This window comes from Umezawaea sp. (genome assembly GCF_036375055.1).
In the GTDB taxonomy this organism is placed as follows: domain Bacteria; phylum Actinomycetota; class Actinomycetes; order Mycobacteriales; family Pseudonocardiaceae; genus Umezawaea.
Genome location: NZ_DASUSQ010000004.1, coordinates 56956 through 81888, shown reverse-complemented (window position 1 = coordinate 81888; position 24933 = coordinate 56956). Strand labels below are relative to the sequence as shown.

The window sequence follows — 24933 nt, the reverse complement described above, 5'->3', positions numbered from 1 at the left end:
CCACGACCGGGAGATTGACCCTGTGACTGCCGAGACCCTCTACGGGGCCGATGACCTGACACACCTGGAGGGTCTGGAAGCGGTCCGCAAACGACCCGGCATGTACATCGGGTCCACCGACAGCCGCGGCATCAACCACCTCTTCACCGAGGTGGTCGACAACTCGACCGACGAGGGGATCGCGGGCCACGCCACGCGGATCGTCGTGACGCTGCACGCGGACGGCAGCGTCCAGGTCGACGACGACGGCCGCGGCATCCCCACCGGTGTGCACGCGAAGTCCGGTCTGTCCGGTGTCGAGCTGGTGCTGACCAGGCTGCACGCGGGCGGCAAGTTCGGCGGCTCGGGCTACAAGACCTCCGGCGGTCTGCACGGCGTCGGCGCGTCGGCGGTCAACGCCCTGTCCCACCGGTTCGACGTCACGGTCAAGCGCGACGGCAAGGTCCACCAGATGTCGTTCGCGCACGGCGTTCCCGCCGTGTTCGACGGTCCCGGCCCGAAGGCCCCGTTCACCCGCCAGTCCGGCCTCCAGATCACCGGCCGGATGAAGCGCGGCGAGTCGACCGGCACGTCCATCCGGTACTGGTACGACTCCCGGTACTTCGAGAACGGCTCGTCGCTGGACGTCGAGGCCGTGCGCTCGAAGCTGCGCAACACCGCGTTCCTGGTGCCCGGCGTCACCTACGTCCTGCGCCACGCGATCGAGGACTCGATCGGCGAGGAGACGTTCCACTATCCCAACGGCCTCGCCGACATGGTCGACTTCCTCGCCCCGGCGGGCGACAAGGCCGTGTCGGGCACGCTGCTGGTCAACGGCGCGGGCACCTACCAGGAGAACGCGGCCGACCAGAACGGCGTCATGCGGTCCAAAGTGGAGCGCCACGCCGAGGTCGAGGTCGCGCTCCGCTGGGGCACCGGGTACGAGCGGTCCGTCGAGTGCTTCACCAACACGATCCGCAACGTGCACGGCGGCACCCACCGCCGCGGCTTCGACCGCGCGGTCGTGAAGGCCCTGCACGACGCCATCTCCAAGACCCGCGGCCTGCTCAAGGCCAAGGAGGACATGCCGACCCTGGACGACGTCCTGGAGGGCATGACGGCCGTCATCCACGTCCGCATCCCCGAGCCCCAGTTCACCTCGCAGACCAAGGACGAGCTGTCCACCGCGGGCATCACCAAGGTCATCCAGGCCGTCGTCGAGAAGTACCTCCGGGCGTGGACCGAGGACAAGAGGACCAAGCTGGAGGCGAAGGTCGTGCTCCAGAAGGTCGTCGACGCCTCGCGCGTGCGGCTGACCCAGAAGCAGCAGAAGGACGCGGCCCGCCGCAAGACCGCGCTGGAGGGCGCGTCGATGCCGCCGAAGCTGGTCGACTGCCGCGCGACGGGCGTGTCCCGCAGCGAGCTGTTCCTGGTGGAGGGTGACAGCGCGCTGGGCTGCTTCACCGGCGACACGATGGTCGCGATGGCGTTCGGCCGCCCGAGGTCGTTCGCCGACCTCGTCGCGGACTGGGCGTTCGGCATCACCCACTACGGCTACGCCACCACCGAGACCGGGCACGTCGTCGTGGCCCCGCTGCTGGAGCCGAGGCTGACCCGCTTCATGGCGCCGCTGGTCCGGGTGACGCTCGACAACGGCGAGGCGGTCCGCTGCACCCCCGACCACCTGTTCCGGCTGCGCGACGGCTCCTACCGGCGGGCGGACGAACTCGTCGTCGGCCAGTCGCTGATGCCGCTGTACCGCTCGTCGTCCATTGTGGACGGAACGAGGCCGGTCTGGATGAACGACACCGAGATCTGGGCGCTGCCCCGCCTCGACTCGCACCCGTCGCTGTCCGGCACGCTCGACTCGCCCGGCGACGGCCGCGCGCCGGTCAACCACCAGGTCCAGTCGGTGGAGGTGCTGGAGGAGGTCGCCGACGTCTACGACCTCACCGTCGAGCACCACCACAACTTCGCGCTGGAGAACGGCGTGTTCGTGCACAACAGCGCCCGCATGGCGCGGGTGTCGGAGTACCAGGCGCTGCTGCCGCTGCGCGGCAAGATCCTCAACGTGCAGAAGGCGAGCCTGGGCGACACGCTGCGCAACGCCGAGATCGCCTCGATCGTCCAGGTGCTCGGCGCGGGCACCGGCCGCACGTTCGACCTGGCCGCGATGCGCTACGGCCGGGTGATCCTGATGGCGGACGCCGACGTCGACGGCTCGCACATCCGGACGCTGCTGATCACGCTGTTCGCCAAGTACATGCGCCCGGTCATCGAGGACGGGCGGCTCTACGCCGCGATGCCGCCGCTGCACAAGGTCGTGACCAGGGGCCGCAACCCGGAGACCCGCTTCACGTTCACCCAGCGCGAGATGGAGCAGACGGTCGCCCGCCTGGAGAAGGCGGGCAAGCAGATCGTCACCCCGGTGCCCCGGTTCAAGGGCCTCGGCGAGATGGACGCGGACGAACTGTGGGACACCACGATGAACCCGGCCACCCGCTCCGTCCGCCGCATCACCATCGACGACGCCGAGGCGGCCGAGTCGGCACTGGAACTGCTGATGGGCGAGAAGGTCGAACCGCGCCGCGCGTGGCTGGTGGAGTCGTCCTCCCGCGTCGACCAGTCGGCCATCGACCTCTGACCACCACGAACCCGTAGAGAGAGCGCTCAGCCATGGCACGCCGCAAAGGCCCGACGACCAAGGTCGACCCCTCCGCCTTCGACCAGGCGGGCGCGAACGTGGTCGACAACCCGCTCAAGTCCGAGATCGAGGACTCGTACCTGGAGTACGCGTACTCGGTCATCCACTCGCGCGCCCTCCCGGACGCGCGGGACGGGCTCAAGCCCGTGCACCGCCGCATCCTGTACTCGATGAACGAGCAGGGCTACCGGCCGACGCACGCGTACGTGAAGTCCGCCCGCGTGGTCGGCGACTGCTTCGTGCGCGGCGCGCTGGTGTCGACGCCCGAGGGCCTGCGGCCGATCGAGACCATCGAGGTCGGCGACCACGTCCTCGACCCGGCCGGTGTCCCGGTCCCCGTCGTGCGGGTCTACGAGAACCCGGTCTCCGAACTGGTGCGCGTCACGTGGGCCACCGGTCAGAGCATGGTCGTCACGCCCGGTCAGCGCTTCCGCACCCTCGACGACGACCTGGCGCCCCGCTGGACCGCCGCCCGCGACCTCGCGGGCAAGCTCACCGCGGGCTACGGCACGGCCCGCTGGGCCGCGACCGCACCGTGCGCCGACGCCCTCCCGTACGTGCGGGCGCTGGTCCTCGCGTGCGGCGAGGTCGTCGAGGGCGCCGCGGTGGTCTCGTCCACCGACAGCACCGTGATCGACATCGCCCACGGCTGGGCGATCGGCGCGGACGTCGAGACCACCCGCGAGAAGCACGAGGACCCCGAGCGGCACGTCCTCACCATCCCCGGTCTCGGCGCGACCGACCTCGCCGAGGTGCTGGCCGACCGCGCGTCCTGGGTGCCGTTCCTGGCCGGGCTGCTCGACGCCGCGGGCTCCGCGTCCGCGCACGGCGTCGTGCTCCCCGCCGAGGCCCGCCCGTTCCTGGCCGACCTCGGTTTCCGCGCCACGTCCCACGACGCCGGCCTCCTGGTCGTCGGCGCCGACGCCGCCGCGCTGGCCGAGGCGCTGCTGCCGTGGTCCCGCACCGAGGGCCTGCGCGCCGTGCCCGCCCCGCCCGCCGCCCGCCCGTCCCTGCTGCCCGGCTGGTCGCTGACCGGCGTCCGCTCGGTCGAGCCGGTCACCCGCGACACGACCTACGACATCCAGGTCGGCGCCGAGGAGCACGCGTTCGTCGTCGAGGGCCAGGTCGTCCACAACTGCATGGGCAAGTACCACCCGCACGGCGACACCGCCATCTACGACGCGATGGTCCGCCTCGCGCAGGACTTCTCGCTGAACACGCCGCTGGTCGACGGGCACGGCAACTTCGGCAGCCCGGACGACGGACCGGCGGCGTCGAGGTACTGCGTCGTCGGCGACACCCGCGTTCGCCTCGCGAACGGTTCGACCCCGCGCATCGCGGACCTGGTCAACCTGCCCGCGGACTCCGAGGCGGATGCCGACTTCGAGGTCCTCGACAAGGACGGCAAGGCCGTTCGGGTCACCAAGGTGTTCAACTCGGGGGTCCACCCGACGCTGCGCATCCGCACCAGGGCGGGCTTCTCGATCCGGGGTAGCGAGAACCACCTGGTCCTGTGCTTGGAAGCACCGATGGGTGTCCCGCTCTTCCAATGGCGGAGGCTGGACGAGGTCCAGCCGGGCGCCGTCGTGTGCGTCGCGCGGAACGCCTGGTCGGAGGTCATCCCGACGGCCGACGAGTACGTGCTCGGAGTTCTCGGCGGCGCCTGGGTCTCCGAAGGGTGGGCCGACGGGAACCGCGCGGGCTTCAGCCACACCGACGAGCACTACTTCGGTGAGGTGATGCACGCCTACGACCAGGTCGTGGGTGGTCAGCGCTACGTCTCGGAACGTCACACCGGTCAGGACCGCGAGCGGATCCAGGAACTCGACATCCAGGACCACGCGGGTGGCATGGAGGCGTTCCGCCGCAGTCCGCTGGCGGAGTTCATCGGTCACCAGGCCAGGGACAAGTTCGTCCCCGAGTTCGTGTGGAACGGTGGTTGGGGGGTCAAACGAGCGTTCCTGATGGCCGCGTTCGAAGGTGACGGGGGTGTTCGGGACGCCAAGGACGGGTTCACCGTCCAGTACTCCACGTACAGCGAACGGCTGGCGAACGAGCTCCACGAGATGCTCGCCGAGTTCGGTGTCATCGCGCGGCACCGCGAGTACACCCGTGCGAGGGGTGCGGTGGAACACCGCCTCGTCATCTCCGGTCCTCGCGACGTCCGCGCCTTCGTCTCCCGCGTCGGGTTCCTCAGGACGAAGCAGGCGGAGGTGCGGGAGCTGCTGGAGCGCTCGCCCCTGCGTCCGCACCGGCCGAGCCGGGAGAGCGTTCCGTTCGTAGCCGACTTCGTGCGCGGCGCGCTGGACCTCGACCGTGGCGGCAGCGGCCGCGAGTGGCTCACGCGGCACAAGTTCGACCGTGTGGAACGTTGGGAGACCGAACGGCTCCGGATCATCGACCGGATCGAGGATCCGGAGGTGCTCGCGACGATCCTGCCGATCATGGATTCCGGTTACCGGTTCGAGACCGTCACCGAGGTGGAGCCGTGCGACCCGGCCGAGGTGTACTCGGTTCGAGTCGACTCCGAGGACCACTCGTTCCTCGCGGGTGGGTTCGTGAACCACAACACCGAGGCCCGCATGTCGCAGGCCGCGATGCTGCTCGTCGGGGAGCTGGGCGAGGACACGATCGACTTCCGGCCCAACTACGACGGGTCGCTGCTCGAACCGTCGGTGTTGCCGGCCGCGTTCCCCAACCTGCTGGTGAACGGCACGTCCGGCATCGCGGTCGGCATGGCGACGAACATGATCCCGCACAACCTGGGCGAGGTCGTGGCGGCGGCCCGGTGGCTGATCACGCACCCGGACGCCACGCTCGACAAGCTGATGGAGTTCGTGCCCGGTCCCGACCTCCCGACCGGTGGGGCGCTGCTGGGGCTGGACGAGGTGCGCAAGGCCTACGAGACCGGGCGCGGTGTCGTGCGGATGCGCGCCAAGGTCGAGATCGGGCCGCTGGAGGGCAGTCGCGGCAGGCAGGCGATCACGGTCACCGAGCTGCCGTACGGCGTCGGGTCCGAGCGGATCATCGAGAAGATCACCGACGAGGTGAACAAGTCCAAGCGGCTGTCGGGCATCGCGGACGTCAAGGACCTCACCGACCGCGAGAACGGCATCCGGCTGGTCGTCGAGTGCAAGGTCGGCGTGAACCCGCAGGCGCTGCTGGCCGACCTGTACCGGCTGACGCCGATGGAGCAGTCGTTCGGCATCAACAACCTGGTGCTGGTCGAGGGCCAGCCGCAGACGCTGGGGCTGAAGGCGCTGCTGGAGGTGTTCCTCGCCCACCGCTACGACGTGGTGACGCGGCGGACGAGGTTCCGCCGCCGCAAGCGCGAGGACCGGCTGCACCTGGTCGAGGGGCTGCTCAAGGCCCTGCTGGACATCGACAAGGTCATCAGGCTGATCCGCGACAGCGAGAACGCGCAGGCCGCGAAGGACGGCCTGATGAAGCGGTTCAGGCTCTCGGAGATCCAGGCGACCTACATCCTGGACACGCCGCTGCGCAGGCTCACCAAGTTCGACCGGATCGAGCTGGAGGGCGAGCAGGAGCGGTTGAGCGCCGAGATCGCCGAGCTCACCAGGATCCTGGACGACCAGTCGGTGCTGAAGAAGCTGGTGTCGACCGAGCTGGCCGCGGTGGCGAAGGAGCTGACGACGGTCCGCCGCACCTCGCTGATCGACGGCGACCTGAAGGAGGTCCTCGCGGCGTCCAAGCCCGCCGGGCCGCTGGAGGTCGCGGACGACCCGTGCCAGGTCATCCTGTCGGCGACGGGGCTGGTGGCGAGGACGGCCGCCGAGTCGGAGGAGGCGTCGGAGGCCAAGCGCCGCAAGGGCCGCACCCGGCACGACGCCGTCGCGGCGGTGGTGCACTCGACGGCCCGCGGCCAGATCCTGCTGGTGACGAACCTCGGTCGGGCGTTCAAGACGGACGTGCTGCCGCTGCCGGTGCTGCCGGAGCAGATCGGCACGGTGTCGCTCAGCGGCGGGATGGCCGCGAGCGAGCTGCTGCCGCTGGAGAAGGGCGAGAAGGTCGTCGGCATCGCGCCGCTGGGCGAACCCGACCCGGCGTCGCCGGGTCTGGCGATCGGCACGCGGCAGGGCGTGGTGAAGGTGTGCGCGCCGGAGTGGCCGGTGCGGTCGGACGAGTTCGAGGTCATCAGCCTCAAGGAGGGCGACGAGATCGTCGGCGCCACCTGGCTGGTCGACGGCACGGAGACGCTCGCGTTCGTCACGTCGGACTCGTCGCTGCTGCGGTACGCGGCGTCGCTGGTGCGGCCGCAGGGCCTCAAGGGCGGCGGCATGGCCGGGATCAACGTGTCGGCGGGGGCGCGGGTGGTGTTCTTCGGCGCCGTCCGCACGGACGACGAGGCGCACGGCGAGCCGATGGTGGTGACGTCGAGCGGGCAGAGCGTGAAGGTGACGCCGTTCAGCGAGTACCCCGCGAAGGGCAGGGCGACCGGTGGTGTGCGGTCGCAGCGGTTCCTGCGGGGCGAGACCGAGCTGGTGCTGGCGTGGATCGGACCGCGTCCGGCAGGCGCGTCGAAGAACGGTGTGCCGGTGGAGCTGCCCGAGGTCGAGCAGAGGCGGGACGGGTCCGGGGCGCCGCACCCCGGTCCGGACGTCGTGGGGCACGTGATCGAGCGGGGCTGAGGCCGGGAGGAGCGGGATGAGCCGGATCAACGACGTCGGGGGGATGCAGGGCTTCCCGCCGATCGAGCAGGAGCTGGACGAGCCGCCGTTCCACTCCGACTGGGAGGCGCACGTGTTCGCGATGAACCGCGCGCTCATCGGTCGCGGGGTCTACAACCTGGACGAGTTCCGCGACGCCGTGGAACGGTTGCCGCCTCGGGAGTTCCTGGCGGCCTCGTACTACGAGCGGTGGTTCCACGCGATCACCTCCCTGCTGGTGGCCAAGGGCGTGTGCACGGCTGTGGAGGTCACCGGTGGCTGAGCTGTTCGCGCCGGGGGACCGGGTGCGCACCGCGGCCGGGGACCCGCCGCACCACACCCGGCTGCCGAGGTACGCGCGCGGCGCGGTGGGGACGGTCGTCGAGAGCGAGGGCGTGTTCCCGCTCGCCGACGACCGCGCGCGTGGTCTGCCGGGGGAGCCCGAGGCGGTGTACGCGGTCCGGTTCGCCGCGCGGGACCTGTTCGGCGAGGGCGACCACGACGTCACCGTCGCCCTGTGGGAGAGCTACCTCCGGGCGGTGTCCTGATGGGCGGGGACCACGGCGGCGCGAACGCCGAACTGGCCGCGCGGGTCCGGCACGTGGAGGCGCTGCTGGAGCGGCGCGGGCTGGTGGACGCGCAGGAGCTGGACCGCGCGCTGGAGGCCTTCCTGGCTCGGGCGAACCCGGACAACGGGGCCCGGCTGGTGGCCAGGGCGTGGGTGGACCCCGGTTTCCGCGAGCGCCTCCTGCTGGACGCCAACGCCGCCATCGGGGAGGTGGGCGTGTCCATGGGCGGCGGGTTGCAGGAGCAGCGGCTGAAGGTCGTGGAGAACACCGCGACGAGCCACAACGTGGTGGTCTGCACCCTGTGCTCGTGCTACCCGATCGCGCTGCTGGGGCCGTCTCCCACCTGGTACAAGAGCGAGGCCTACCGGTCGCGGGTGGTGCGCGACCCCCGGTCCGTGCTGGCCGAGTTCGACCTCGTCCTGCCGGACGGCGTGGCGATCGCGGTGTGGGACGCCACCGCGGAGACGCGGTTCGTGGTGCTCCCGCGGCGGCCGGAGGGCACCGAGGGCCTGGACGAGCGCGCTCTGGCCGATCTGGTCACGCGCAACGGGTTGATCGGGGTGGCCGCGGTCTAGTGCTGCGCCGCGTCGGCCACTCCTTCGGCGACGGCGGGGGAGCGGCGCGACGGCCGGACTCCGAGAGGTGTCCGGCCGTCGGGTGTCGTGCCCGCTAGGGGCTCTGGGTGTCGATCAGCCACTGCCCGTTCTGCTGGACCAGCGTGTACACGTGGTTCTCGACCTCGTTGCCGTTGAACGTGACGGCCGCCGCGACGGTGTTCGGCCCCTGCTCGACGACGTTGCTCACCGTGGCGGTGTTCTGGCCCCAGAAGAACGTGTAGTCGGCGAAGGACTTGGCCCTGGCCTGCTTGAAGTTGTCCGTCAGCCGGGCGTACGACGCGGCCTTGTCGGTCTGGAGGACCGCGTAGTAGTCGATGATCGCCTGCGCGGCCGTGGTCTGCGCGGGCGGCGGGGGCGTGGTCGTGGTCGGGGCCGGGGTGGAGGACGAGCTGGTCGTCGTGGTGACGTCGGACTGGGTGGTCTCCGCCGGGGGCTGTTCGGTGACCTGCTGGCTGGTCGTGGTCGGGTTCACCGAGCCGCTGGAGGCGCCGGACGGCGTGTTCTCCCCCGACTTGCCGAGGTTGGCGAACAGGAACGCCGCTCCCACGACGACGAGCAGCAGCACCGTGGCGCCGATCAGACCGAGGACCGCTCGCTTGCGCCGCTTCTGCTCGTCCTCTGTGGACGGTGCGGGCGCCGCCGCCACCGGCTCGGCCGGGGCGGGGGTGGATTCGGGCTCGGTGGGCGCCTCGGCCGCGGGGGCCGGGACCTCCTCGACCGGCGGCGGCGTCGGCTCGGAGATCTCCGCCAGCACGGCCAGCTCCTCGGCGGCCTCGGCCATCGTGGGCCTGGTCTCGGGGTCCGGGTCCAGCAGCCTGAGCAGCACCGGGGTGAGGGTGCCCGCCTTCTCCGGAGGCCGGATCGTGCCCTCCGCCACCCGGTGCAGCTGGGCGATCGAGTTCTCCGAGATGCCGAACGGGGGAGTGCCCTCGACGGCGTTGTACAGCGTCGCGCCCAGCGAGAAGACGTCCGACGGGTAACCGCCGTCCTCGCCCTTGGCGACCTCCGGCGAGAAGAACGCCGGGGTGCCGACAGACCGACCGGTCGCCGTGGCGGTGGCGTCGTCGATCGCGCGCGAGATGCCGAAGTCGGTGATCTTCACCGCGCCGGCGTCACCGAGCAGGACGTTGCCGGGTTTGACGTCCCGGTGCACCACCGACGCCTTGTGCGCGGCGGCGAGCGCGGTGGCGAGCTGCACGCCGATCCGCACCACGTCGTCCACCGGCAGCGGGCCGGTGTCGGCGATCACCGCGGCCAGGCTCCGCGACGGCAGGTACTCCATGATCAGCCAGGGCTGGCCGTCGTCCTCGACGACGTCGTAGACGGCGATCGCGTTGGGGTGCTGCAACCTCGCGGCGATCCTTGCTTCGCGCATGGCGCGGCGACGGGCCTGCTCGCCCTGCTTCTCGTCGAGGTGAGAGGGCAGCAGCAGTTCCTTCACCGCGACGACGCGGTCCAACCGTAGGTCGCGTGCGAGCCAGACCAAGCCCATGGCACCACCGCCCACGCGCTCGGTCAGCTCATAACGCCCGGCGACCCGCCGGTTTTCCTCGCTCACGTGCGACTCCCCGGACTGGCAAACGCTGACGGTAGGGCAATGTTAGTGGGGTACCTCGGAGGCTGATCGAATGAGGCCGACAGAATGGGCTCCGTCGAATCCGCGTGGGAAGGAATCCGGTGTCCGAACAGCCGAACGCGGAGGCCTCGCGCCCCCGGCGCAAGCGGGTCTGGCGTCGTGTCCGCAGGATCGGTTACCTGGTGGTGGCACTGGTGGTGCTGGTCCCGGTCGGTGCCTTCGCGGTCGTGAACCAGGCCGTCGACGTGCCCAGCCCGACCGAGATCTCGGCGCGGCAGCCGAAGTCCGTGCGGATCCTCTACTCCGACGGCACCGAGATGACCACGATCGCGGCAGGCGGCGCCAACCGCGAGTCGATCTCCGGTGAGGTGCGGGACGTCGTGAAGTACGCGGTGCTCGCCGCCGAGCAGCCGGACTACGACAGCTCGTCCGACGTCGACCTCGGCTCCGGCATCGCCAGGCAGTACCTGCGGATGGTGACCGAGGGGAGCGGGGACACCTGGCGCCGCCGGTTCACCGACCTGGTGACCGCGCGCAAGCTGAGCGCCCGCTACGGCAAGGACCTCGTCCTGCGGGGATACCTCGACACCGTCTACTTGGGCCGGACGGCCCACGGGTTCGCGGCGGCGGCGCGGATGTACTACGGCAAGGACGTGCGGGAGCTGACCGGCACCGAGGCCGCGATGATCGCGGGTCTCATCCGGGACCCGGCGCGGTCCGAGGACCGGGCCTACGCCACCGCCCGCTGGGCGGCCGTCGTGGACACCATGGCCGACCGCGGCTGGATCACCCGCGAGTACCGCGACTCCCTGTCGTTCCCCGCGCCGCTGCCGGTGGAGGCGACCCGGATCGCGCCGCCGGAGGGCGCTCGGGAGCTGCTGAGGAACCAGGTCGTGCGGGAGCTGGAGGAGGTCGGCTTCCCGCTGGAGCGCGCCCAGCGGGCGGGGGTCGTCGTCCGCACCACCATCGACCGCCGGGCGCAGCGGGCCGCCGAGGACGCCGTCGACGAGGTGATGGCGGGCCAGCCGGACGTGCTGCGCCAGTCCCTCACCGCGGTGGACCCGACCAGGGGCGCGGTCCGGGCCTACTGGGCGGGCCGGGACGGCGCGGGCCTCGACCACGCGCGCGACACGCTGCGGGAACCCGGCACCGCGTTCACGCCGTTCGCCCTGACCGCCGCGCTCCAGGCGGGGATCGGGATCGGCGAGCCCCTGGACGGCACGTCGCCGCGCACCTTCGGCGATCGGACGGTCAGCAACCGCGGCACCGCGTCGTGCGGCCGCCAGTGCTCGCTGCGCGCGGCCTCGGCGCAGGACATCGCGACGGTCTTCTACGACCTCGTGCTCACGAGGGTGGGCACGCGCCCGGTGGCGACGGCGGCCCGTTCGGCGGGCGTGCCCGGCTCGGTGACGGTCTCCGGCATCAGCCGGGAGCTGCTGGTGGGCGCGGACGGCACGGGCGCTCCCGACGCCGCGATCTCCATCGGCGCGGGCGCCACGCTGGTCCGCCCGTTCGACCTCGCGGTCGCCTACGGCACGTTCGCGGCCGAGGGCGTGCACCACGAGCCGTACTTCGTCGAGCGGGTCGAGGCGGAGGGGGACCAGGTCCTCTACCAGCACGCGGACTCGGCCACGGTCGCGTTCGGCGGTGACGCCGCCGGGAGCAGGGCCGTCGCGGGCAACGTGACGGCGGCTCTGAAGGACGTTCCCGCCGCGTGGCAGGTCGGGTGCGCGGGCCGGGAGTGCGCCGGGAAGCCGGGGACGGTCACGCTGCCCGGCGGCGAGGTGGCCGCGGCGTGGATGGTCGGGTACACGCCGTCGCTGTCCGCCGCCGTGTGGATGGGGACCGACAGGGGTGACGTGGAGATCGTGGACCGCGCGGGTGCCGAGGTCGACGGCGCCGGGCTGCCGGGGCGCATCTGGCAGCGGTTCATGGACGAGGCCCTGGAGGGCGCCCCCGTCGCGGAGTTCCCCGAGCCCACGCCGATCGGCCGGTTCGAGTAGGCGGCGGCCGTTCGGTGAGCACGGCCCTCGACCGGGCGGTTAGGTTTCGTGCATGAACGAGACTCCCGACATCAAGCCGCGCAGTCGTGACGTCACCGACGGGCTGGAGCGCACCGCCGCGCGCGGGATGCTCCGGGCCGTCGGCATGGGGGACGAGGACTGGGTGAAGCCCCAGATCGGCGTCGCCTCGTCCTGGAACGAGATCACGCCGTGCAACCTCTCGCTCGACCGGCTGGCCAAGGCGAGCAAGGACGGCGTGCACTCGGCGGGTGGCTACCCGCTGGAGTTCGGCACGATCTCGGTGTCCGACGGCATCTCCATGGGGCACGAGGGCATGCACTTCTCGCTCGTGTCCCGCGAGGTGATCGCGGACAGCGTGGAGACGGTGGTGCAGGCCGAGCGGCTGGACGGCACGGTGCTGCTCGCGGGCTGCGACAAGTCGTTGCCCGGAATGCTGATGGCCGCCGCCCGGCTGGACCTGGCCAGCGTGTTCCTCTACGCCGGGTCGATCCTGCCCGGTCGCGTGACGCTGTCGGACGGCGTCGAGCGCGAGGTGACGATCATCGACGCGTTCGAGGCCGTCGGCGCCTGCTCGCGCGGGCTGATGAGCCGCGCCGACGTCGACCTGATCGAACGCGCCATCTGCCCTGGTGAGGGCGCGTGCGGCGGCATGTACACGGCGAACACGATGGCCTCGGCCGCCGAGGCGCTGGGGATGTCGCTGCCCGGCAGCGCCGCTCCGCCCGCGACCGACCGGCGGCGCGACGGGTACGCCCGCCGCTCCGGTCAGGCCGTGGTGGAGATGCTGCGCAGGGGCATCACCGCGCGGCAGATCATGACGCGCGAGGCGTTCGAGAACGCCATCGCGGTCGTCATGGCGTTCGGCGGGTCCACCAACGCCGTGCTGCACCTGCTGGCCATCGCCTACGAGGCCGAGGTCGAGCTGAGCCTGGACGACTTCGTCCGCGTCGGCGCTCGGGTGCCGCACCTGGCGGACGTGAAGCCGTTCGGGCGGCACGTGATGACCGACGTCGACCGCATCGGCGGTGTGCCGGTCGTGATGAAGGCGCTGCTGGACGCGGGCCTGCTGCACGGCGACTGCCTCACCGTGACCGGCCTCACCGTGGCGGAGAACCTGGCGGGCATCGCGCCGCCCGACCCGGACGGGACGGTGCTGCGCGCGATGGACCGGCCGATCCACCGGACCGGCGGCATCAGCATCCTGCGCGGGTCGCTGGCGCCGGAGGGCGCCGTGGTGAAGTCCGCCGGGTTCGACTCCGACGTGTTCACCGGCACCGCGCGGGTGTTCGACCGGGAGCGCGCCGCCATGGACGCCCTGGAGGACGGCACCATCACCGCGGGCGACGTGGTGGTCATCCGCTACGAGGGTCCGAAGGGCGGGCCGGGGATGCGGGAGATGCTGGCGATCACCGCCGCGATCAAGGGCGCCGGGTTGGGCAAGGACGTGCTCCTGCTGACCGACGGCCGGTTCTCCGGCGGCACCACCGGCCTGTGCGTGGGCCACGTCGCGCCGGAGGCGGTGGACGGCGGTCCGATCGCGTTCGTCCGCGACGGCGACCGGATCCGGCTCGACGTCGGCACCGGGACGCTCGACCTGGAGGTCGACGAGGCCGAACTGGCGGCCCGCCGCGAGGGCTGGGCGCCGCTGCCCGCGCGCTACCAGCGCGGTGTGCTGGCCAAGTACGCGAAGCTGGTCGGCTCCGCCTCCGGAGGGGCCGTCTGCGGCTAGACCAGGCTTGACAACGAGCCTGACAACGCGGGGGAGGGGTCCGCGGCCCCTGGAAAGGGCGTCGCGGGCCCCCGTCGTGATCGATTAACAAATGAACGCGTCTTTACCCCGGTCGACTTCACAAGAACGAGGTCACTCGGCCGGGTACACCGCGACTTCGCTGTGAACGGTCAACAAGACTGTCCGAACTCAGGGTTGTCAGAACACCCTGCGGGTAACGATCGGGTTTCCCCCGAAGGTGTTTTGGTCACAAACCCGTCCCGATTGGGGGGAGCATCGGTCGGAAGCGCGAGGATAAACGGGGTCGAACGGCGGGAAGTCAGCCGATCAGCCATGCTGATCACCGCCGTGGCTCCGGTTCACGCCCTCAACACGCAGGTCAGGCGATGCTGGAGGGACAAGTCGTGGGGCGGTCCCATCATCGGGGGTGGGCCTGTTTAATCTCTTCGCGAGAAGCGCGTGCACCGGGTGGTCCGGCTCGCACGTCAACGTCGCACCGCACTCGGAAGGACTGAGCACAGGTGACCGGATTCCTGTTGCGACGGTTGGTCAACTACGTAGTGCTGGCGTTCGTCGCGACGTTCCTAGCCTTCAGCCTGGCCTCCATCACATTCGACCCCATTGGCGTGCTCCAGCAGCGCAATCCGCCGCCGCCCGCCGCCACGATCGAGGCGAAGCGGATCGACCTGCACCTCGACCAGCCGATTCCGCAGCGATTCTTCACCTGGATGGGTGGAGTCGTGCAGGGTGACTTCGGCCGGACGATCGCGGACCGCCCGATCACCGACGAACTCGGCAGGCGCGTCGGCGTGAGCCTGCGGCTGTTCCTGCTCGGCATCACGATCGGCATCATCTTCGGCGTGCTGCTCGGCGTGGTCAGCGCGATCCGCCAGTACAAGTTCAGCGACTACTTCGCCACCCTGTTCTCGTTCGTGGTGCTGTCGACACCGGTGTTCGTGCTCGGCACCGTGCTCAAGCTCGGCGCCCAGGGCGTGAACAACACGATCGGCGACAACGTCCTGCTCTTCACCGGCGAGGCGACACCGGGCTTCCAGGGCAGCTGGTTCGCCGCGCTGGTCGACCGCCTCCAGTACCTGATCGTGCCGACGCTGACGATCGCGCTGGGCCAGATCGCCTACTACAGCCGCTACCAGCGCTCGTCGATGCTCGACGTGCTGGGCAGCGACTTCCTGCGGACCGCGCAGGCCAAGGGGCTCACCCGGCGCAAGGCGCTGTTCAAGCACGGCCTGCGCACCGCGCTGATCCCGATGGCCACGCTGTTCGCCTTCGGCTTCGGCCTGCTCGTGGTCGGCGGCACGTTCACCGAACGGCTCTTCAGCTGGTTCGGCATGGGCGACTGGCTCGTCACCGGCATCACCACGCAGGACACCAACGTGACGGCCACGGTGACGCTGTTCGTCGCGGTCTGCGTGCTCTTCTCCGGATGGCTGGCCGACGTGCTCTACGCGGCTCTCGACCCCCGAATCCGCATCTAGGCAGGGTGACGACGTGACCGTAATCCTCAACGAGGGCGACTCCGCGGGTACCTCGGGTGCCGCCTCGGGCAGCCCCGTCGACGCCGCGCCGGACCCCGGCAAGTCCACGACCAGGGGCAGGCTCGTCCTGACCCGGTTCCTGCGCAACAGGCTCGCGCTGTTCGGCCTGGTCGTGATCGTCGCGATGTACCTGCTGGCGTTCGTCGGCCCGCTGCTGTCCAAGTGGAGCTACGACGAGCAGGACTACACCGCGTTCCTCCAGGCGCCGTACCCGGACCACATCTTCGGCACCGACAAGATCGGCACGGACATGTTCGCGCTGACCATGCGCGGGCTCCAGAAGTCGCTGCTCATCGGCCTGCTGGTGGCGGTGATCTCGACCGGGTTCGCGGCGCTGGTGGGCGCGGTCGCGGGCTACTTCCTCGGCTGGGTCGACCGCGGCCTCATGTGGCTGGTCGACCTGCTGCTGGTGCTGCCGTCGTTCCTGATCATCGCGATCCTCAGCCCGGCGTTCCGCGGGAAGTCGTGGCTGCTGTTCGTGGTGCTGCTGGCGGCGTTCCAGTGGATGATCACCGCGCGCATCGTGCGGGGCATGACGCTGACGCTCAAGGAGCGCGAGTTCGTCAAGGCCGCCAAGTACATGGGCCAGACGCCGGGGCGGATCATCTTCAAGCACATCGTGCCGAACATGGCCTCGCTGCTGATCATCGACGCGACGATCAACGTCGGCTCGGCGGTGCTCGCCGAGACGGGCCTGAGCTACTTCGGCTTCGGCGTGCAGTCGCCGGACGTCTCGCTCGGCACGGTCATCGCGACCGGCAGCGACTCGGCCCTCACCTACTCCTGGCTGTTCCTCATCCCGGCCGGGTTCCTGGTGATGTTCGTGCTCGCGGTGAACTTCGTCGGCGACGGCCTCCGCGACGCGCTCGACCCCACGTCCTCGCGCGGTCGCAAGCGCGAGAAGAAGTCGGCTGACGACGACGAGCCCACCACCACGCCCACGTCCGCGACCACCACCGCGGACGGCGGAGGGAAAGCCTGATGACCAGCTCGGAACTCCTCTTCGACGCCGCGGACCGGCCCGCCGCGACCGGCCCGGTGCTGGAGGTGAACGACCTCGCGGTGTCGTTCCCCAGCGAATCCGGCCGGGTGCGCGCGGTGCGCGGCCTGAGCTACCAGGTCTCGCCGGGCGAGGTGCTCGGCATCGTCGGCGAGTCCGGCTCCGGCAAGTCGGTGTCCTCGCTCGCGGTCATGGGCCTGCTGCCCCCGCAGGCGCGGATCAGCGGCTCCATCAAGTTCCAGGGCCGCGAGCTGATCGGCCTGAACGACGGCGAGCTGTCCAAGATCCGCGGCAAGCGGGTCGCGATGGTGTTCCAGGACCCGCTGTCGGCGCTGACCCCGGTGTACACGGTCGGCGACCAGATCGCCGAGGCGCTGCTGGTGCACCGCGGCGCGAAGGTGTCCAAGCAGGCCGCCGCCAAGCGCGCGGTGGAACTGCTGGACCTGGTCGGCATCCCGAACGCCGCCGAGCGCGCCAAGGCGTTCCCGCACGAGTTCTCCGGCGGCATGCGGCAGCGCGCCGTCATCGCGATGGCCATCGCCAACGACCCCGACCTGATCATCGCCGACGAGCCGACCACCGCGCTCGACGTGACGGTGCAGGCGCAGGTGCTGGAGGTGCTCAAGACCGCGCAGGAGGTCACCGGCGCGGGCATCGTGATCATCACCCACGACCTGGGCGTGGTCGCGGGCTTCGCCGACCGGCTGATGGTGATGTACGCGGGCAAGGCCGTGGAGACCGGGCAGGTCGACGAGATCTACGCCCGCCCCCGGATGCCGTACACGCTGGGCCTGCTCGGCTCCATCCCGCGCCTGGACGTCGGCGAGAAGCAGCCGCTGGTGCCCATCACGGGCCAGCCGCCGTCGTTGACCGACCTGCCGCCCGGCTGCCCGTTCGCGCCGCGGTGCCCGATGGCCGTCGAGGCGTGCGACACCGCCGAGCCGGAGCTGTTCGACGTGGACGGCTCGCCGGAGCACCGCGCGGCCTGCATCCGCACCGACGAGCTGGCGGCCAAGGACACCGACGGTGCCGAGGCGGCCGTGGAGATCTTCGGCGCCGAGGTGATCGAGGAAGCTCCGATCGCGAAGGTGCCGCGCGAGGAGCGCCAGGTCGTGCTCCAGCTCTCGGGCCTGGTCAAGCACTACCCGATCACCAAGGGCGTCGTGCTCAAGCGCCGGGTCGGCACCGTGCACGCCGTCGACGGCATCTCCTTCGACATCCGCGAGGGCGAGACGCTCGGCGTCGTGGGCGAGTCCGGCTGCGGCAAGACGACCACGCTGATGGAGATCCTCAACCTCCAGAAGCCGATGGGCGGCGAGCTGTCCGTGCTCGGGCAGGACGTCGCGGGGCTGAACTCCAAGTCCCGCAAGGCGATCCGGCGCGACCTCCAGGTCGTGTTCCAGGACCCGATGGCGGCGCTCGACCCCCGGCTGCCGATCTTCGACGTGATCGCCGAACCCCTCCAGGTGCACGGGTTCGAGAAGTCGGTGATCGACAAGCGCATCCCGGAGCTGCTCGACCTGGTCGGGCTGCGCCCCGAGCACGCGTCCCGCTACCCGGCCGAGTTCTCCGGCGGCCAGCGGCAGCGCATCGGCATCGCCCGCGCGCTGGCGCTGGAACCCAAGCTGATCGTGCTCGACGAGCCGGTGTCCGCGCTCGACGTGTCGATCCAGGCGGGTGTGATCAACCTGCTGGAGGAGCTGAAGGCGAAGCTGAGCCTGAGCTACCTGTTCGTGGCGCACGACCTGTCCGTGGTCCGGCACATCGCCGACCGCGTGGCGGTCATGTACCTGGGCAAGATCGTGGAGATCGGGCAGGTCGACGAGGTCTTCGACTCGCCGCGACACCCCTACACCCAGGCGCTGCTCTCGGCGATCCCGATCCCGGACCCGGTCAAGGAGCGGCAGCGCGAGCGGATCCTGGTGAGCGGCGACCTGCCGAGCCCGGCCAACCCGCCGTCCGGCTGCCGCTTCCGGACCCGCTGCTTCCTGCACGCGACGCTGTCCGACGACCAGAAGCGCACGTGCGTCGAGGTGGAGCCGCCGCGCCAGGAGCAGGGCACCGACCACGAGGCGGCCTGCCACTTCGCGCAGGAGAAGCAGGTCCTGTGATGACACCCCCAGCGGTGTCGCAGTCTTCCGGACGCGGGGCGTCCGGGCGCACGAACCGGGCCACGACGGACGCGGCCAGGCATGAGGGAGGTTCACGACAGTGAGTCGACGTGTATTGGTCAGGGCAGCCGCGCCGGTGGCCGCGCTGGCACTGGCGCTGGCCGCGTGCGGCAGCGGACCGACCGGTGGCGATCAGGGCCTCAAGGGCGCTGACCAGCAGGTGCAGGGCAAGGACGACATCAACCCCGTCGAGGCGTCCAAGCTGAAGGACGGCGGCGAGTTCAAGTGGCCCGTCGACTCCCTGGCGGACAACTGGAACTACTACAACGTGGACGGCACCGTCGCGAGCGGTGCCCGCATGATCAACGCGGTGATGCCGAGCGTCTTCGTGCAGAAGGCCGACGCGTCGATCGAGCTGAACAAGGCCTACGTGGAGGAGGCGACGGTCACGTCGCAGGACCCCCAGGTCATCACGTTCAAGATCAACCCGAAGGCCAAGTGGAGCGACGGCACGGCCATCTCGTGGGAGGACTTCGCCGCGCAGGCGAAGGCCAACAACGGCGGTGACCCGGCCTACCTGACCTCGTCCACGACCGGCTACGAGGACATCGAGAAGGTCGAGAAGGGCGCCTCCGACCAGGAGGCCAAGATCACCTTCAAGAAGAAGTTCGCGGAGTGGAAGAGCCTCTTCGCGCCGCTGTACCCGAAGTCGCTCAACGCCACGGCCGACGAGTTCAACAAGGGCTGGGTCGACGGCCCGAAGGTCACCGCCGGTCCGTTCAAGATCGGCACGATCGACCTGACCGGCAAGCTGGTCACCGTGGTCCGCGACGACGCGTGGTGGGGTGAGAAGCCGAAGCTGGACAAGATCACGTTCCGCGTGATCGACCGCACCGCGCTCGCCGACTCGCTCGCCAACGGCGCCATCGACTGGTACGACGTCGGCTCCAACGTCGACCTGTTCAAGCGCGCGCAGCAGACGCCCGGCATCAAGATCCGCCAGGCCGTCACGCCCGACTACAACCACCTGACGTTCAACGGCGCGCCCACGGCCGTCATGAGCGACCCGAAGGTGCGCACGTCGATCATGCAGGGCATCGACACCGCGACCATCGCGAAGGCGATCCTCGGCCCGATCCAGCCCGACCCGAAGGTCCTCGGCAACCACATCTTCCTGCTGGGCGCCAAGGAGTACAAGGACAACGCGGCGGTCGCGAAGTTCGACAAGGAAGCCGCCAAGAAGGGCCTGGAGGACCTCGGCTGGAAGCTGGAGGGCGACGTCCGCAAGAAGGACGGCAAGGACCTCGCGATCCGCTTCGTGATCCCGACCCCGAACCCGACCTCCGACCAGGTCTCCAAGCTGGTGCAGACGCAGCTCAAGGAGGTCGGCGTCAAGGTCGACATCCAGACCGTCCCGTCGGCGGACTTCTTCAAGTCGCACATCAACGTCGGTGACTTCGACATCACCTCGTTCCGCTGGTTGAGCACCGCGTTCCCGATCAGCTCCTCGAAGTCGATCTACGCCCTCGACGAGACCAACGTGAACCAGAACTACGGCCGCGTCGGCAACGCCGAGATCAACAAGCTCTTCGACGAGGCCAACAGCGAGCTGGACGACGCCAAGCGCGCCGAGCTGGCCAACAAGCTCGACGAGGAGATCTGGAAGGCGGGCCACCAGCTGCCCATCTTCCAGAGCCCCGGTGCCGTCGCCGTCCGCGAGACCGTCGCGAACTTCGGCGCCGTCGGCTTCGCGAACTCCCCGTACGACTACATCCACATCGGCTTCACCAGCTGATCGGATCGCTCCTCCGACGGCCCGGCGGGTGCTCCCCGCCGGGCCGTCGGCCGTTGTTCGAGAGGATGACCCGGTGACCACTGCCCGTGCGCTGCTCCGCGTCCGCGCCGTCCGCCACGGCCTGGCCGCGACCGCCGTCGTGCTGGTGCTGTGCGCGGGCGTCGCGGTGACCGCGCTGCTGTCCTACACCTCCGCGTCCGCCCGGATCGGCGAGCTGAGCGGACGGGCCGTGGGCCAGGTGGTCCGGGTCGGGCAGAACGCCGTGGAGGTGAACTGGCCGCTGGCGGACGGCACGGTCACCACGGCGCTGGTCGACATCCCCGGCAAGACGCCCCCGCTGGGGCAGAAGACGCAGGTCGCGTACGACCCGGAGCACCCGGACCGCGTCGTGGTGCCCGGCGCGGCCCTGCTCGTGCAGGCCGACCGCGCGCTCAGCGGCCTCGCGTTCACCACCGCCGTCGTGCTGCTGGTGCTGGCGGCGTCCGCCTGGCGGCTGGTCACCCGCGCCCGCGCGGCACGGGCGCCGGGGCGCGCGGCCAGGGTGCGGCGGATCCGCGTGCAGTCCGGGCTCATCGTGCGGTCGTGGCTGGAGGTCGACGGGCCTCGTGAGCGGTGGATCCCGGTGTACTACGACCCCGCGCTCGCCGCGATGCCGTCGCCCGCTCCCGTGGTGCTGCACGGCGACCGGCTGGTCGTGGTCGACCACGGCGACGTGCGGCTCTACCCGTCCGGCCCGGCGACCTCGAAGCACCCGCGCGGACGGCGCGGTGACAGCCCGGCCGAACCGGATCCGGAGGTCGTGCGGGCGGCGGCGGAGGCGGGCTGGACGCGGCAGCTGCGCGCGGACGCGGTGCTGGTGATCCCGGCCCCGTTCGTCGGCCTGTTCTGGGCGTACCTGGACGGCAGCGGGTTCAGCGGCTGGCTGGCCGCGACCCTGGTGACCGCGGGCACGGGCCTCTGGCTCGCCGCGTGGCGGGGCGCCGACCCGTCCTGAGGGCTTACGCTGGACCTGACACCGGTGTGAGGTGCGCCGGGCGCGTTCGTGGAGGTGTCGTGCGCATCGGGGAACTCGCGGCCAAGACCGGTGTGGCGGTGCGGTCGCTGCGCTACTACGAGGAGCAGGGGCTGCTCCGGTCGGTGCGCGGCAGCGGCGGGCAGCGGCAGTACTCGGACGGCGCGGTGGAGCGGGTGGACCTGATCCAGCTGCTGTACTCCGCGGGCCTGTCCAGCAAGACGATCCTGGGGCTGCTGCCGTGCGTCGAGGCCAAGGTCAACACCCCGGAGTCGCGCGCCGCGCTGGCGGCCGAACGGGAGCGCATCGACCGGCAGATCACCGAGCTGGTGCGGGCGCGGGACAAGCTGGACGAGGTCATCGCCTTCAGCCGCGGCCCGGAGTCGCGGTGCGCCGTCGTGGAGGACGCGGCGGTGTGACCACCACCGCGTCCTCCGAGGGCCCGGCCCGAGGTCAGACCGGCATCGGCACGCGGTCGATCACGGGCGGCGGCTCCGGCGGGGTGCCGTCGCCGAACGGGGAGCCGCCGAGCTGGTCGCGGTGGTGCCGGGTGAGCCAGGCGGCCGGGTCGGGCCCCGCGGCGACGATCCGCGTCGGGTTGATCGCGGTGTGGACGCCGTAGTAGTGGCGGCGGATGTGGTCGAAGTGGATGGTGTCGCCGAACCCCGGTGTCTGGAACAGGTCGCGCGCGTACGCCCACAGGGCCGGGTACTCGATCAGCTTGCGCACGTTGCACTTGAAGTGGCCGTGGTAGACCGCGTCGAACCGCGCCAGCGTCGGGAACAGCCGGACGTCGGCCTCGGTGACGTGGTCGCCCAGCAGGTAGCGCTGGCGGGTCAGCCGGTCCTCCAGGCGGTCCAGGCCCGCGAACAGGACGCGCACGGCCCGGTCGTAGCTCGCCTGCGACGGGGCGAACCCGCTGCGGTAGACGCCGTTGGCCACGTCCCGGTAGACGAACTCGTTGACCGAGTCGATCTCGTCCCGCAGGGCCGACGGGTACAGGTCCGGGGCGCCCTCGCGGTGCAGCGCCGTCCACTCGCCGCCGAAGTCGAGGGTGAGCTGGTCGTAGTCGTTGCTGACCAGGTGGCCGCTGGGCACGTCCACCAGGCCCGGCACGCTCACGCCGCCGTCGTAGCCGGGGTCGCGCTTGAGGTAGGAGTCGCGCAGCGCGTGCACGCCGAGCACCGGGTCGACGTCGCCGGGACTGCCGGTCTCCGCGGTGAACACCCAGTGCGCCTCACCGTCGATCTGCTCCTGGATCGGGTCGGTGACGGCCAGCGAGATCGCCTCGTCCAGCCCCATGAGCCTGCGCACGATCACCGTCCGGTTCGCCCACGGGCACGCCCGGTTGATCACCAGCCGGTACCGGCCCGCCTCGACCGGCCAGCCCTCGGCACCGTCCGCGGTGACCCGGTCCACGAACTTCATCGGCGTGCGCTCGAAGTCCGCGCTGTCCTCGTCGGCCACCAGTGCATCCCCTCGTCCCGCGTCGGTCACAATCACCCGCGTGTCCGGACAACGCCCACGCGCGATCACCACCACCTCACCCTGCCCCTGCGGGCTCGGCAAGTCCTACGGGGACTGCTGTGCCCGAGCCCACCTCGACGTCACGTCCCCGGCGACCGCCGAGCTGCTGATGCGCTCGCGGTTCAGCGCCTTCGCGGTCGGCGACGCGGAGTACCTGCTGCGGACCTGGCACCCGAGCACCCGGCCCGCGACGCTGGACGTCGACGACGGCACGCGGTGGACCGGGCTGGAGGTGCTCGGCACGACCGGCGGCGGCCTGCTGCACCGCGAGGGCACGGTGGAGTTCCGCGCGCACTACGTCCACGACGGCCGCCCGGCCGAACTGCACGAGAACAGCCGCTTCGTCCGCGAGGACGGCCGGTGGGCGTACCTCGACGCCGCGACCTGAGCCGGGACCTCAGTCCTCCAGCACGGCGGGCAGGCCGAACACCTCGAACAGCCTCGGGTCGAAGAAGCACGCCACGTGCGTGACGCCCTGCGGCGACAGGGTGAGCACCGGCAGGTTGAACGGCCGGTGCACGCCGTCCTCGCCGCGCAGGTACAGCCCGAACGCGGGCTGGCCGTTCGCGCTGGTCGGCACCAGCCGCATGTCGCCGGGACCCTCGGCGGGGCAGCGGGTGTCGATGAGCCGGGCGATGTCCTCGCCACCCCGGTACCAGCCGGTGAACGGGGGCATCTCCCACACGGCGTCGGAGGTGAACAGGCCGACGATCGCCGGGATGTCCTTGTCCTCGAACGCCCTCACGTACCGGTCCAGCAGCGCGCGCTGCTCGGCGGTGGTCGGCTCGGCCACGCCGTCCTCGGTCGGTGACACCGCGTCGAGCTGCGCGCGCGCCCGTTGCAGCGAGCTGTTCACGGCGGCGGTCGTGGTGTCGAGCAGGTCGGCCACCTCGGCGGCCTTCCACGCCAGCACGTCGCGCAGCAGCAGCACGGCCCGCTGCCGGGGCGGCAGGAACTGGAGAGCGGCCACCAGCGCCAGCCGGATGCTCTCGCGCGACGTGACGATCGACGCCGGGTCGGTCGGCGAGGCGGTCAGCGCCGCGTCCGGGATCGGTTCCAGCCACGGCACCTCGGGCCGGTCGACCAGCGGCTCGTCGGGGCCGGTCCTCGGGCCGCCGAGCCCGGTGGGCAGCGGTCGCCTCCCGCGCCCCTCCAACGCGGTCAGGCACGTGCGCGTGGCGATCCGGTACAGCCAGGTGCGCAGCGACGAGCGGCCCTCGAACCGGTCGTAGGCCTTCCACGCGCGCAGGTACGTCTCCTGGACCACGTCCTCGGCGTCGTGCACCGAGCCGAGCATCCGGTAGCAGTGGGCGAGCACCTCGCGCCGCATCGGTTCGGCCAGCTCCAGGAAGTCCTGGTCGACCTTGGAGTCCGCCGTGGTCACGAGTCCCGTCCCCTCCCGAAGTCCGCTTGACCGGTCAAGCCGAGCACGTGGACCCGACTGCCGTCGATGCGATGAGTTTTCGCCACGGTCGCGGTCAGCACAACAGCCAATCCGAGTTCCGAGAGGACGGACCACCATGACCTCCACCCCGCTCCCCACCGCCAGGAGCCGCGCCGTGTCCACCACCTTCGTGGTGCTGCGGGTGCTCGTCGCCCTGATGTTCGTCGTCGCCTCGGCCGGTCCGAAGTTCTTCGGCGAGGCGTACGCCGTCGAGATCTTCACCGAGATCGGTGCGGGGCAGTGGTTCCGCTACCTGATCGGCTTCTTCGAACTCGCGGGCGGCATCGGACTGCTGGTGCCGGGACTCGTCGCCCCGGCGGCGATCGGCCTGGTGGGGCTGATGGTCGGGGCCGGTTCCACCCAGGTCGTCATCCTCGACAACCCGGCCTTCGTGATCACGCCGATCATCCTCGGCGTCCTCTGCGGCCTGATCGCGTGGCACCACCGCGCGGACCTCCGCGCGCTTCGGTCGCGGTAGGACGGAAATGAGCCCCGGGAGCCACGAACGAGTGATCGATTAACTCGTTCGTGGCTCTCAAGTGGGGGCAGTTTCACGTTGTGTGGCAAGAAAAACGCTAGTCCAGTCCTTCTACCGTGTTCGGCGATGGAGGCACGTACGCTCC

General features: G+C 70.8%; 17 protein-coding genes and 3 pseudogenes. 17 read left to right on the top strand and 3 right to left on the bottom strand.

Going from position 1 to position 24933, the window contains the following annotated elements; genetic code table 11:
* The first annotated feature begins 22 nt into the window (after positions 1-22).
* The 7 genes and pseudogenes from VFZ92_RS01200 (at position 23) to VFZ92_RS01180 (ending at position 8494) form a co-directional block, all read left to right on the top strand.
* Positions 23-2623 carry an ATP-binding protein gene (locus VFZ92_RS01200; protein WP_330873752.1) on the top strand — a complete coding sequence of 867 codons (2601 nt, stop codon included), beginning with the start codon at positions 23-25 and terminating at the stop codon, positions 2621-2623.
* 32 nt (positions 2624-2655) lie between these two features.
* Positions 2656-4185: pseudogene (locus tag VFZ92_RS42370) on the top strand (DNA gyrase subunit A); the annotation flags it as partial.
* 27 nt (positions 4186-4212) lie between these two features.
* Positions 4213-4860: pseudogene (locus VFZ92_RS42365) on the top strand (LAGLIDADG family homing endonuclease); the annotation flags it as partial.
* 390 nt (positions 4861-5250) lie between these two features.
* Positions 5251-7332: pseudogene (locus tag VFZ92_RS42360) on the top strand (DNA gyrase subunit A); the annotation flags it as partial.
* A gap of 16 nt (positions 7333-7348) precedes the next feature.
* Positions 7349-7633, top strand: a complete 285-nt coding sequence (locus VFZ92_RS01190) for a hypothetical protein (RefSeq protein ID WP_330873750.1) — start codon at positions 7349-7351, stop codon at positions 7631-7633.
* Positions 7626-7898, top strand: a complete 273-nt coding sequence (locus tag VFZ92_RS01185) for an SH3-like domain-containing protein (RefSeq protein ID WP_330873749.1) — start codon at positions 7626-7628, stop codon at positions 7896-7898. Before VFZ92_RS01190 ends, VFZ92_RS01185 begins: the two co-directional genes overlap by 8 nt.
* Positions 7898-8494 carry a nitrile hydratase subunit alpha gene (locus VFZ92_RS01180; protein WP_330873748.1) on the top strand — a complete coding sequence of 199 codons (597 nt, stop codon included), beginning with the start codon at positions 7898-7900 and terminating at the stop codon, positions 8492-8494. Before VFZ92_RS01185 ends, VFZ92_RS01180 begins: the two co-directional genes overlap by 1 nt.
* 94 nt (positions 8495-8588) lie before the next feature.
* Here the strand turns inward: VFZ92_RS01180 and VFZ92_RS01175 are convergent, their stop codons facing one another.
* The gene (locus VFZ92_RS01175) at positions 8589-10094 is read right to left on the bottom strand and encodes a serine/threonine-protein kinase (RefSeq protein WP_330873747.1); all 1506 of its coding nucleotides are present in this window, start codon (positions 10092-10094) and stop codon (positions 8589-8591) included.
* Positions 10095-10213: 119 nt separating this feature from the next.
* On the opposite strand from VFZ92_RS01175, the gene VFZ92_RS01170 reads away from it, so the two are divergent.
* From VFZ92_RS01170 to VFZ92_RS01135, 8 genes are all read left to right on the top strand, one after another.
* On the top strand, positions 10214-12115 hold the full coding sequence (locus VFZ92_RS01170) for a transglycosylase domain-containing protein (protein WP_330873746.1): 1902 nt from the start codon (positions 10214-10216) through the stop codon (positions 12113-12115).
* 52 nt (positions 12116-12167) lie between these two features.
* A complete protein-coding gene (gene ilvD / locus VFZ92_RS01165) occupies positions 12168-13865 on the top strand; it encodes a dihydroxy-acid dehydratase (protein ID WP_330873745.1) in 1698 nt (565 codons plus the stop codon).
* 545 nt (positions 13866-14410) lie between these two features.
* On the top strand, positions 14411-15361 hold the full coding sequence (locus VFZ92_RS01160) for an ABC transporter permease (RefSeq protein WP_414719778.1): 951 nt from the start codon (positions 14411-14413) through the stop codon (positions 15359-15361).
* A 13-nt stretch (positions 15362-15374) separates the two neighbouring features.
* The gene (locus VFZ92_RS01155; RefSeq protein WP_330873743.1) at positions 15375-16403 is read left to right on the top strand and encodes an ABC transporter permease; all 1029 of its coding nucleotides are present in this window, start codon (positions 15375-15377) and stop codon (positions 16401-16403) included.
* Positions 16403-18532 (top strand): ABC transporter ATP-binding protein, encoded by a 2130-nt coding sequence (locus VFZ92_RS01150; protein ID WP_330873742.1) that lies wholly within the window; start codon positions 16403-16405, stop codon positions 18530-18532. Before VFZ92_RS01155 ends, VFZ92_RS01150 begins: the two co-directional genes overlap by 1 nt.
* 100 nt (positions 18533-18632) lie before the next feature.
* Positions 18633-20327: an ABC transporter family substrate-binding protein gene (locus tag VFZ92_RS01145; RefSeq protein WP_330873741.1), complete on the top strand. Its 1695-nt coding sequence runs from the start codon at positions 18633-18635 to the stop codon at positions 20325-20327.
* Positions 20328-20400: 73 nt separating this feature from the next.
* Positions 20401-21321, top strand: a complete 921-nt coding sequence (locus VFZ92_RS01140; RefSeq protein WP_330873740.1) for a hypothetical protein — start codon at positions 20401-20403, stop codon at positions 21319-21321.
* A gap of 59 nt (positions 21322-21380) precedes the next feature.
* Positions 21381-21758 (top strand): MerR family transcriptional regulator, encoded by a 378-nt coding sequence (locus VFZ92_RS01135; RefSeq protein WP_330873739.1) that lies wholly within the window; start codon positions 21381-21383, stop codon positions 21756-21758.
* Positions 21759-21792: 34 nt separating this feature from the next.
* Here the strand turns inward: VFZ92_RS01135 and VFZ92_RS01130 are convergent, their stop codons facing one another.
* A complete protein-coding gene (locus tag VFZ92_RS01130; RefSeq protein ID WP_330873802.1) occupies positions 21793-22767 on the bottom strand; it encodes a glutathione S-transferase family protein in 975 nt (324 codons plus the stop codon).
* 79 nt (positions 22768-22846) lie between these two features.
* On the opposite strand from VFZ92_RS01130, the gene VFZ92_RS01125 reads away from it, so the two are divergent.
* On the top strand, positions 22847-23254 hold the full coding sequence (locus VFZ92_RS01125) for a YchJ family protein (protein WP_330873738.1): 408 nt from the start codon (positions 22847-22849) through the stop codon (positions 23252-23254).
* Positions 23255-23263: 9 nt separating this feature from the next.
* Here VFZ92_RS01125 and VFZ92_RS01120 read toward each other — a convergent pair whose 3' ends face one another.
* Positions 23264-24250: a sigma-70 family RNA polymerase sigma factor gene (locus tag VFZ92_RS01120; RefSeq protein WP_330873737.1), complete on the bottom strand. Its 987-nt coding sequence runs from the start codon at positions 24248-24250 to the stop codon at positions 23264-23266.
* A 136-nt stretch (positions 24251-24386) separates the two neighbouring features.
* Here VFZ92_RS01120 and VFZ92_RS01115 point away from each other — a divergent pair, with 136 nt between their 5' ends.
* On the top strand, positions 24387-24788 hold the full coding sequence (locus VFZ92_RS01115) for a DoxX family protein (RefSeq protein ID WP_330873736.1): 402 nt from the start codon (positions 24387-24389) through the stop codon (positions 24786-24788).
* Positions 24789-24933: the final 145 nt, after the last annotated feature.

Bases quoted from the DNA above. Each gene is read 5' to 3' on its own strand.
- VFZ92_RS01180 (WP_330873748.1), top strand. From the start codon at position 7,898: ATGGGCGGGGACCACGGCGGCGCGAACGCCGAACTGGCCGCGCGGGTC.
- ilvD (WP_330873745.1), top strand. From the start codon at position 12,168: ATGAACGAGACTCCCGACATCAAGCCGCGCAGTCGTGACGTCACCGAC.
- VFZ92_RS01115 (WP_330873736.1), top strand. From the start codon at position 24,387: ATGACCTCCACCCCGCTCCCCACCGCCAGGAGCCGCGCCGTGTCCACC.
- VFZ92_RS01130 (WP_330873802.1), bottom strand. From the start codon at position 22,767: ATGAAGTTCGTGGACCGGGTCACCGCGGACGGTGCCGAGGGCTGGCCG.
- VFZ92_RS01190 (WP_330873750.1), top strand. From the start codon at position 7,349: ATGAGCCGGATCAACGACGTCGGGGGGATGCAGGGCTTCCCGCCGATC.
- VFZ92_RS01150 (WP_330873742.1), top strand. From the start codon at position 16,403: ATGACCAGCTCGGAACTCCTCTTCGACGCCGCGGACCGGCCCGCCGCG.